Genomic DNA, 9,983 nt, shown 5'->3' on the forward strand with positions numbered 1-9,983 from the left:
GTCAGCGCTCCCGAGCTCTCGCCGGGATCGCCGTCGCTCCCCGGCCCCGCTGAGGACAGGGCGAACTCATGTCGTCTTCCGATTCCTGCTCGCACCGCCGCCGCGACGACGTCCCGGCGCTCGACCCGACCGACGACGCCCGCGCGGCGCGGCCGCGCCGCGCGACGGCGCTCCAGCGGAAGCTCCTCGCCTGCGCCGTCGCCTTCGGCGCGATGACCGCCGCGCGCGGCGCGCTCGCCGACGCCCGCACCGAGGCGCGCCGCCACTTCCGGGCAGGCATGGATCTCATCGCCCAGAAGCAGTTCGACGAGGGCATCCGGCAGCTCCAGAAGGCCAACGAGATCCTCCCCCACCCGAACGTCACCTTCAACATCGCGCGCGCGCACGCCGAGGCCGGCCACATCGAGCAGGCGCTCGCCGCCTACCGCGAGTACATCGCGAGCGATCCCGCGGACCGCGAGCAGGTGACGCGGATCGTGGAGCAGCTGGAGCAGCGCCTCGCCGCGCGGCGCGCCGCGGCGATCCCCGAGCCGAAGCAGCCGCCGGCGCCCGCGCCGCAGCCGCCGGCGCCGCAGCAGCCCACCCCAGGCGAGGCGCCCGCCCCGCCGCCCCCCGCCGGGGAGCCCGCCGCGCAGGGCGCGCCCGCGACGGCCGCGACGAAGGCGCCAGCGCCGGGCCCGAAGGCGGCCCCCGGCGACGCCGCGAGGATCGTCGGCGCGGCCCGGACCGAGGACGTCTACCAGGAGACGGTCGTCACCGCCTCGCGCGGCGCCCAGAGCCCGCTCGACTCCCCGAACTCGACGACCATCGTGACCCGGCAGGACATCCGGCTCTCCGGGATCACGCGCATCCCCGAGCTGCTCCGGCGCGTCGCCGGCATGGACGTCATGCAAATCACGGGCGGCGACGAGAACGTGTCGATGCGCGGCTTCAACAGCCGCCTCGCCAACAAGATCCTCGTCCTCGTGAACGGGCGCACGGTCAAGAACGACGTGCTCGGCTCGACCTTCTGGGAGGCGCTCTCGATCGACGTGGATCAGATCGAGCGCATCGAGGTGGTGCGCGGCCCGGGCTCCGCGCTCTACGGCGCCGACGCCTTCGCCGGCATCGTCAACATCATCACGTTCGAGCCCGGCGTCGGGAAGAGCGGCTTCCGCGCGGGCTACGGCGATCACCGGCAGGGCTACGCCTCGGTGTGGGCCTCCGCGCGCGAGGGCGATTTCGCGTACCGCCTCTCCGCGGGCTACACCCGCTACCCCCGGTGGTCGCGCGAGGTCGCGGACGACCGCATCGACCTCGCGACGAGCGGCCAGAGCCAGGATCTCGGCGCGCAGAACGTCCGCATCGACCTCCGGACCTCGCAGCGGCTCGGGCCGCAGCGCGAGCTCACGGTGGGCGCGGGCTACGCCCGGAGCGAGCTCGACATCTACGGCATCGGCCCCTTCAACGACTACAACCTGGAGGTCGCCAACGCCGACGTCGCCGTCGCGTACCGCAGCGAGAACGTCAACGCGCGGACGTACTACTCGAACCTCGACGGGTACTCGCTGCTCAACGCCGCCTACCTCGGGCACACCCTGTTCGCGGGGCGGCCGCAGCAGCACGTCGTGAACGCCGAGCTCGAGTTCGTGAAGACGCTCCGCGCGCCCGCCCCCGTCGTGCACGACTTCCACATCGGCCTCGGCTACCGGCTCAAGGCGACCTCGTGGAGCTACCTCGCGGACGACATGCCGCTCGAGCACCAGGGCTCGGTGTTCCTCCAGGACTCGATGAAGCTCGGCGAGCGCGTCACGCTGGTCGCCTCCGGGAGGCTCGACTACGTGCCCTACCTGGAGCGGCTCATCCCGTCGCCGCGCGGCTCGGTCATCGTCAAGCCGACCGAGCGCCAGGCGATCCGCCTCTCCGGCTCGACGGCGTTCCGCTCGCCCACGTCGCTCGAGGCCTACGTCGACCTGCCCATCCAGCTCGCGCTGCCCGGCCTCGAGCTCCTCTCGACCTCGAGGACGCCGGGCAGCTCCGAGCGCCCCATCGACCCCGAGCAGATCATCACCGCCGAGGCGAGCTACCTGAACCAGCAGAGCGATTACTTCGAGTTCGAGATCACCGCGTACTACAACCGCGTGAGCGATCTCATCGTGCTCGCCGAGCCGCAGCGCACGACCCTCTCGCAGCGCGCCCACGGGTCCGGGGGGCTGAACCCGGAGACGGGGAGGTACACCTCCGGCTTCGGCGGCTTCGAGAACCAGAGCGACGTCTACCACGTCTTCGGCGGCGAGCTCGGCGGCCGCGTCTACCCCACCGAGGGGCTCGACATCTTCGCCAACTACGCGCTCAACCGCTCGGTGCACACGCGCCCGGACGGGCGCGACGCGCTCGAGGACGCGCGCACCAGCCGGCACAAGGTGAACGCAGGGGTCCAGGTCCGCACGCCGATCGGCGTCGACGGCGAGGTCACGTTTCACTACCAGTCCTCGCAGGTGTGGGCCGAGCAGGTCCCGACGGGGACGGTCATCGCCACGAAGCAGTACGCGCTGCCCGCGTACACGCTGCTCAACGCGCGCGTCGGCTACCGCTTCCTGGACCGCGCCGAGATCTCCGCGACCGTGTTCAACGCGCTCGACGGGCTCGGCGACAACGCGCTGCAGATGCACCCGTTCGGCAACCGCATCGGCCGGCGCTTCATGGGATTCTTCAGCTACTCGCTCTAGGCAAGGCCATGCTCCGACCCAGCCCCCGCACCGGTCTCCTCCTGCTCGGCGCGCTCCTCGCGGCCCTCCCGGCCTGCGACGACGTGGAGGTCTTCGTCCCGCTCCCGGACCAGAGCGGCCCCGCCGGGGTGCTCGACGGCACGGTGACGTACGCCGGACCCCGGCCCTGCACGAAGGACGGCCACGTCGTCGGCGCCGCGATCGTGCTCGGCTTCGACACGCGCCTGCTACCGCCGCCCGAGGGGCTCGGCACCTCGGCCGCGAGCATCGACGTGATCCCCGGCGACGAGCTCTTCGGAGGCCTCGGCGCCGCGCTCGATCGCTCCGAGGACGGCGCGCTCCACTGCCCCGAGCCGGACGAGCCGCCCGTCACCGTGAGCGTCCCCTGGAGGCTCTCGCCCCTGGCCGCCGGCACCTACCAGGTCCGCGGATTTTACGACCACGACGGCAATTTCGACCCCACCTTCGGTATCACCAACCTGCCGACCCGGGGCGACGTGGCCGGCGGCGCGATCGAGAACGCGACCGAGGTGCTCCAGGGCGCGGCCCCGCGGTACCGCGCGATCACGATCGCCGCCCCCATCCCCGAGACGGGCACACGCGTCAGCGGCATCGCCGTCACCCTCGGCCTCCCGCTCCCGCTGGAGCGACCGCTCTTCCACGTCGCCGAGGTGCTCGCGCCGGCGTCCGGCGTCACGCAGAGCCCGAGCGAGGTGGTCATGGCCTCCGACTTCCAGCTGGAGACGTTCAGCCCGGCCGATCCCGCCGGCACCGAGGCGTCGCTGCTGCGCCTGCGGCTCGCCGCGGGGGTGCCGGACAGCGAGGTCGCGCGCGCGGCGAAGCCCCCGCTCTCGCTGCCGGTGGGCGGCGAGCCCGCGCCGACCCTCACCTACGCGCGGCAGGACGTGAACGGCGACGGGGCGATCGACGGCGACGATCATGTCCCCGACTCGGCCCTGATCCCGGCGCTCTTCCCGATCTCGGTGTTCGCGAAGCAGGACGACGAGGAGCCGCTGACCAGCCAGGCCGCGCCCGCGGTGCTCCTCCAGGGGCTCACGATCTACGACGATCTCGTGACCACGGCCACGCTCGGCCCGGAGCCGCTGAACGAGCCGCGGGACAGCGCGCTCATCGGCGTCCGGCCCGCCGCGCTGTGCATGCACCCGACCGAGCCGGAGCGGGGGGGCGTGCTCGTGCTCAGCCACAGGACCGACAAGGAAGGCAACGACATCATCGCGGAGCGGGACGTGGCCCGGGTCGAGGCAGCGCTGAGCCGGCAGTTCGGCCGCACCATCGAGGTCGCGTTCGGCTGCCTGCCCGAGGGGAGCTACGCGCTCAGCCTCATCTACGGCACCGGTCAGGCCTGGACCGTGCCCAACGAGGCCGGCGTGTGCGCGCCGTCGGAGGCCGAGACCGCCGACGTCTGCGGCGCGCGGCCGCGCCTCGCGTCGCAGAGCGTCGTGCTGCGCATCGGCCCGCCGGACGACAGCGCGTACTGCGCCGAGCACCCGACGCCGGCGGCCTGCGCGCGGTAAACGTCGCAACGCCGCAGCGCCGCGGCGGTGTCGGATCGCGCGCGGCGCGGAGGCCGCCGCGATCCGGGCCCGGGCGCGGTGAAAGCGCCGGTTTCCTGCTGGAGGCGGCGGTTGCCTCGCGCGCGCGAACCGATGGTAGGGTCTCGGCATGCGCTGCACTTGCTTTCCCTCGCTTGCTCTTCTGGGGGCGCTCGGCGGCGCCACGGCGGGCGTGCTCGTTCCATCCGACGCGTCCGGCGGATGGCCCCCGCCCGAGTGGGCCAGCGCAGCGGACATGGCCGAGCCCGAGCACTGGCCGAACGACCCGGACTACGGCACGTCGGTCACGCAGAGCGGGCAGTGGGGCTTCTACTCGTTCATCCCGGCCCCGAGCGGGTACGTCCGGCCGGAGGAGTCCGCCGCCGGCATGGCGATCGATCTCGCCTGGCGCTTCACCCAGGGGGACCCGCGCGTCAGGATCGCCGTCGCCGACTCCGGGATCTTCTGGGGAGAGGGGGATCTCCTGGAGAAGGTGTGGCTCAACCAGGGCGAGCTCGCGGCCCACAAGCCGCGGCACGCGGACGGCGCGGCGTGCGGCGGCGACGGCGCGCTCGCGGGCTTCGACTGCAACGGCGACGGGGTCTTCTCCGTCGCGGACTACAGGGACACGCCGGAGCTCACGCCCGCGGCGTCGGAGGGGCGGCCGCACGGCGATCGGAACGGGAACGGCCAGCTCGACGCCGGCGACCTCATCCTCAACTTCTCGGACGGGAGCGACGACGATCAGAACGGCTACGTCGACGACATCGCGGGCTGGGACTTCTTCAAGAACGACAACGATCCGTTCGACGACGCCCGCAACGGCCACGGCACCGAGGGCGCGAAGACGTCGGCCGCGCAGACGAACAACCAGCTGGGCGGGGCGGGCGTGTGCCCGCAGTGCAGGCTCATCCCGCTGCGGGTCGGCGAGAGCCACGTCGCCGACGCGCAGGATCTCGCGAAGGCGCTGCTCTACGCTGCCGACAGCCGGGCCAACGTCGTGCAGTGCCCGGTGACCGCGGTCGACAACACCGGCTTCGTCCAGGCGGCGCTCGACTACGCCCACGCCCAGGGCACGCTCGTCGTCGCGTCGATGGGCAACGAGGGCTCGCGCCACCACAGCGTGCCGGCGACGAGCAACCACGCGCTGCCCGTGAGCGCCGTCCGCCACGACGGCCAGAGCGTCGCGACGTCGACCACGTTCATCGACGCGTCGCCGTGCTCGAGCTTCGGCGGCAACAACGTGCTCGCCGTGTCGAGCCCCGGCTGCGCGAGCGACGCGACCGCCGAGCTCGCCGGCGTCGCGGGGCTGCTCTACGCCGTCGCCCTCGACCGCGGCGTGTCCCTGTCCCCGGGGGAGGTGCAGGGCCTGCTCGTCGCGACCGCCGACGACATCGCCGTGCCGGAGTCGCTGGAGCCCGGGTCGCTGTACCGCTTCTCGCAGGCGGGGTTCGATCAGCGGTTCGGCCACGGCCGCGTCAACGCGAACCGCGCCGTGGAGGCGCTCCTCGAGGGGCGCGTGCCGCCCGCCGTCGACATCACGTCGCCGCGGTGGTTCGAGGTCGCTTACAAGGATCAGGTCCAGGGCCCGGTGCCGATCGAGGGCACCATCTCGGCGAAGCGGGCGATGGCCTACGACTACTGGGTCGAGTGGGCGGCAGGCGCGCAGCCGCTCGCGGCGGAGTTCAAGGTGATCCACAAGGAGACGAACGTCGCGCCGACGGTCGTCACGGGCGCCGAGGGCCCGCTCGCCTCGCTCGACGTGCGCACGATCGACACGTCCCACCTCCGCGACCCCGACAGCCCGCACGGCGAGGACGATCGCGCGATCACGGTGCGCGTCCGCGCGAGGGCCCGCTACGCCACTGGCGACGTGGAGAGCGAGGCGCGGCGCACGATCCACGTCGACAGCGATCCGACGCTGGTCCAGGGCTTCCCCGTCCGCATCGGCGACAGCGGCGAGGGCAGCCCGAAGATGGCCGACATCGACGGCGACGGCGTCCGCGAGCTCGTCTACCCGACGGCCGGCGGCGCGCTGCACGTGCTGAAGGTGACGCCCAAGGGGCCGCAGCCGCTGCCGGGGTTCCCGTTCATGACCGACGCCATCGACGGCCTGCTCGATCCGCCGGCGTCCCCGGCCACGCCCGATTACCTCGGCGCCCCGGCGTACAGCAAGGTGAACAGCGAGCTCGGCCGCGAGCCGATCCTGAGCGCGCCCGCCATCGCGGACCTCGACGGCGACGGCAGGCAGGAGATCGCGATCTCCACCTGGCCGGGCACGATCTACGTCATCGGCGCGAACGGCAGCGACCGACGGGGGTGGCCGATACGCCTGCCCGAGATCCCCTCTTGCCCCCTCGATCCCGGGGCTCCGGCGAGCGCGCCGTGCATGTCGGCGGCCGCGCGGATCGCGCGCGGGGCCTTCGCCTCGCCGGTCCTCGCCGATCTCGACGGCGACGGGCGGCTCGACGTGATCCAGGCGGCGTTCGACGGCACGGTCCACGCGTTCGACAGGGATGGCAACGCGCTGCGCGGCTTTCCCGTCGAGGTGCACTACGCGGGTCCGCTCGCCGAGGAGCCGGCGCGGAGCCGCCTCCTCGCGACGCCCGCCGTGGCCGACTTCAACGGCGACGCGCTGCCGGATCTGCTGGTCGCGTCGAGCGAGCGGCTCGGCGAGGAGGGCGAGGCCGGGGCGGTGTACGTGATCGATGGGCGGGGCACGACCGCGCCCTCCGGGCCCGTGCTCGCGGGGTGGCCCATCACGGTGCCGTCGCGCTCGTTCGCCCCGCTCGCCGCGGAGGGGATCACGGCCTCGGGCGTCGTCGGGCGGTTCGACGGCGCGCTGGCGGGCGTCGTCCAGGGCAACGGCGCGCCGCCGCTCGTCCTCCCGGCCTCACCCGGCGAGCAGCGCGAGCTCCTGGCGACGCCGGCGGGCGCGCTGCCGCGGGCGAGCGGCGGCTCGCCGGCCGGGCTCGACCCGACGTTCGGCCCCCTGTCGCCCGCCGCCGGCGCCCGGACGATGATCCCGCTGCTGTCGCAGCCTGCGCTCGGCGACATCGATCAGGACGGCACCCCCGACGTCATCGCCGCGGGCGCCTCGAAGGCGGCCGCGCTCGCCCTCGCGGGCGCGCAGGGGGCGACGCAGCCGGGGCCTCACCTGCTCGCCGTCTGGAGCGGCAGGTCGGGCGCGATGCTGCCTCGCGCCCCGTTCGTGCTCGAGGACTACGCGATCTCGGGCAGCCAGGCGGTCGTCGATCTGAACGGCGACGGCTACCCCGAGGTGCTGAGCGGATCGAGCGGCTACTTCCTCCACGCCTTCGACGGGTGCGGCCGGGAGCCGCGCGGGTTCCCGAAGTTCACCGGCCAGTCGATCACCACGACGCCCGCCGTGGGCGACCTCGACGGCGACGGCACGCTGGAGATCGCGGTGGGCACCCGCGACGGCTGGCTCTTCGCCTGGCACACCGAGGCGACGACGGGCGCGCTCATCGCCTGGGAGAGCCTCCATCACGACAACCAGAACACGGGCAACCTCGAGACGCCGCTCAGGCAAGGGGTCGTGCGGACGGCGCCGCGGCCGCTCACGGTGGACCTGTGCGAAGGCCCGCAGCAGGCCCCGCTCATCCTCCAGCTGGGCGGAGGCTGCGCGTGCGAGGCCGCGGGCGCCGAGCCGCGGCGCGCGTCCGGCGCTCGAGGCGCGGGCGCGGGCGCGGCGCTGAGCGCGGCGCTGGTCGGGGCGGTGGCGCTGTGGCGGAGGCGGCGGAGGGCGTAGCGGGATCGGATCAGGTCACCAAGCCCGCCCCCAGTGGTGTCCACGTGCAGGCAAAGCGTGGGCCCCTGCCGGGCGGGGACACCGCGGAGGTGCGCGGGCGGTGAACGCAGATCGTCCACACGCTCATGTCGGCAACTCGAGGAACTTGGCACCGAGGCAACCCACTCGCTCCATAGCTTCCTTGACCGCCTCGGAGACGATGAGAGCAACCAGCCACCCCTCGACACGGAAGAAGTGCGCGTCCGCCGGAATGGCGTCGGTAGCCAGGACGAGCTTCGTAACCTGTCTATATTGTCCGGCGAGATCAGCGCGATGATCGTGCTTGGTCCACTTGACGAACTCGGACCGCGTCTCGTCAATGCACCGAACCACACGGACGGCGTTCAACACCATCATGCCCGCCTGGCCAGCGATTTCCACCGGCAGGCACTGCAGGTCGGAGCTCGCGATGTTGCTGACAGCGTGCGCGAGGCTGCTTGTCGCAATGGGGACGTTGAAGCTTGTGAGCGTGAAATCCAAGACGCTACCAGTGTGAGATACGGTTCCCCTGAGCGGCCCAGAATCACGCACGGGCTCGCCTGCGTCGAAAAGCGGCTCCGCTCCAGTCGGCAGGAGCACGTCGGACAGATGCCAACGGCCGCGGATCGTCACATCGTCGCGAAGCTGGAAGTAACGCGTCATGGTACGAGCAACCTGTTGAGGGCGGATCCCGCCGTTGCTGCCTCAGTTCGGATGGCATCCAACTCGACCCAGCGCACGAACACGGTGTCGAGCGACAGGCCGTCGTTGCCCAGCATACGATGGACCTGCTTGACGCCGCTCTTGGTGGTAACATCTGCGGTCGCTCGTCCTGCGTCTATTCCAAATTCTCGCTCGCCTTACAGCCATGGGCGGCATCCCTAACCTGCTGCACGAGAGTCCTAGCAAATTCTTCGATCTCGGGAGTAGGCATCTTATCGTCCCCACGGAATGCGAGTCGGGCCAGAGACACCAGCCTGCTTCAATGCGTTGTTCGCGCTCGTGACGGTGGCGCTTGCCACGTCGGAATGCCGCATCAACCAACCCGCCGGGCGATGGATTCCCGGCTCCGCGAAGAATGAGGGTCCCCGCGGGATGCGCACATCTCGAGAATTCACTCGAAGGGGTGCACCTCGATGGCGCCTCCTCGATGGTAGGTGAACATGCCGGCCTCCCAAGGATTGCCGGCGCCCCGCTTGGCCAAGTAAGAGTCGCTCGTCACCACGGCATGATCCGGGTCGAAAGCATGGATCATCTCACCCAGTACGGTCCGATACCAGTCTTCGCTGCGGGCATCGTCGCTGCCGACGTCGAGAACAACCGCGTTCCTAACGTGTTGGTTCCAACAGCCTATGGTCGCCGAGAGCGAGGCTCTCGATCCATTCCACACCGCGAACCGGAATCCCAAATCCGGTATTGGCTGACGATCTACATCTCGTCGGTTCGGAATTAGGCTTCTCGCGATCGATGCGGCGTCCACTGCAACCGGGGACTGCAGCGCCGCCGCTCGGCTTCTTCCCTTGCTGAACCAGGTCGAAAATTCCTCTCCCAGGCCTGAGAGAGCGCCCAAGAACCTCGCCATCCGCTCAGAAGCGGACTCCTTCGATTCCTTGCGTTGTGACCAGTATGCCGCGACAAACATAGACACCACCAGAGCTATGGAGTAAATAGAACTTGGATTCCTTTGATACCCTCTCGGTTGAAGAGGGTCCGGGTTGCATTGGCCGCCGCCTCTTCGGCGAAGTGCCACTGGATCGGAGCCCCGCCGGCCGCCGTAACCTGACGCTGAGCTTGTGAGACGAGCGCTTCTGCGCCCTGGAACCATGGCTGGAACGTCCCGTTTCGCACGAACGCCGCGTATCCCGGCCCCTTCGCTTCCTGGAGGACGCCGTTGACGATTCCGTCAAATTTCACGCCGTTGACTTGAAACGC

General features: G+C 71.3%; 6 protein-coding genes. 3 read left to right on the top strand and 3 right to left on the bottom strand.

Annotation, left to right across the window (positions count from 1 at the left end; translation table 11 throughout):
- Nucleotides 1–68: 68 nt before the first annotated feature.
- The 3 genes from WMF44_RS31290 (at nt 69) to WMF44_RS31300 (ending at nt 8,033) form a co-directional block, all read left to right on the top strand.
- A complete protein-coding gene (locus WMF44_RS31290) occupies nt 69–2,708 on the top strand; it encodes a TonB-dependent receptor domain-containing protein (RefSeq protein ID WP_437293709.1) in 2,640 nt (879 codons plus the stop codon).
- An 8-nt stretch (nt 2,709–2,716) separates the two neighbouring features.
- The gene (locus tag WMF44_RS31295) at nt 2,717–4,243 is read left to right on the top strand and encodes a hypothetical protein (RefSeq protein ID WP_437293710.1); all 1,527 of its coding nucleotides are present in this window, start codon (nt 2,717–2,719) and stop codon (nt 4,241–4,243) included.
- A gap of 148 nt (nt 4,244–4,391) precedes the next feature.
- Nucleotides 4,392–8,033, top strand: a complete 3,642-nt coding sequence (locus tag WMF44_RS31300) for an FG-GAP-like repeat-containing protein (protein WP_437293711.1) — start codon at nt 4,392–4,394, stop codon at nt 8,031–8,033.
- A 123-nt stretch (nt 8,034–8,156) separates the two neighbouring features.
- On the opposite strand, the gene WMF44_RS31305 is transcribed toward WMF44_RS31300, so the two are convergent.
- The 3 genes from WMF44_RS31305 to WMF44_RS31315 form a co-directional block, all read right to left on the bottom strand.
- On the bottom strand, nt 8,157–8,714 hold the full coding sequence (locus tag WMF44_RS31305; protein ID WP_437293712.1) for an imm11 family protein: 558 nt from the start codon (nt 8,712–8,714) through the stop codon (nt 8,157–8,159).
- Nucleotides 8,715–9,165: 451 nt separating this feature from the next.
- Nucleotides 9,166–9,693 (bottom strand): Imm52 family immunity protein, encoded by a 528-nt coding sequence (locus tag WMF44_RS31310; protein ID WP_437293713.1) that lies wholly within the window; start codon nt 9,691–9,693, stop codon nt 9,166–9,168.
- 14 nt (nt 9,694–9,707) lie between these two features.
- Complete coding sequence (locus WMF44_RS31315; protein WP_437293714.1) at nt 9,708–9,965, bottom strand: Tox-REase-5 domain-containing protein; 258 nt, start codon at nt 9,963–9,965, stop codon at nt 9,708–9,710.
- Between the last annotated feature and the right edge of the window lie 18 nt (nt 9,966–9,983).

The organism is Sorangium sp. So ce426, assembly GCF_051475585.1.
GTDB lineage: Bacteria > Myxococcota_A > Polyangia > Polyangiales > Polyangiaceae > Sorangium > Sorangium cellulosum_B.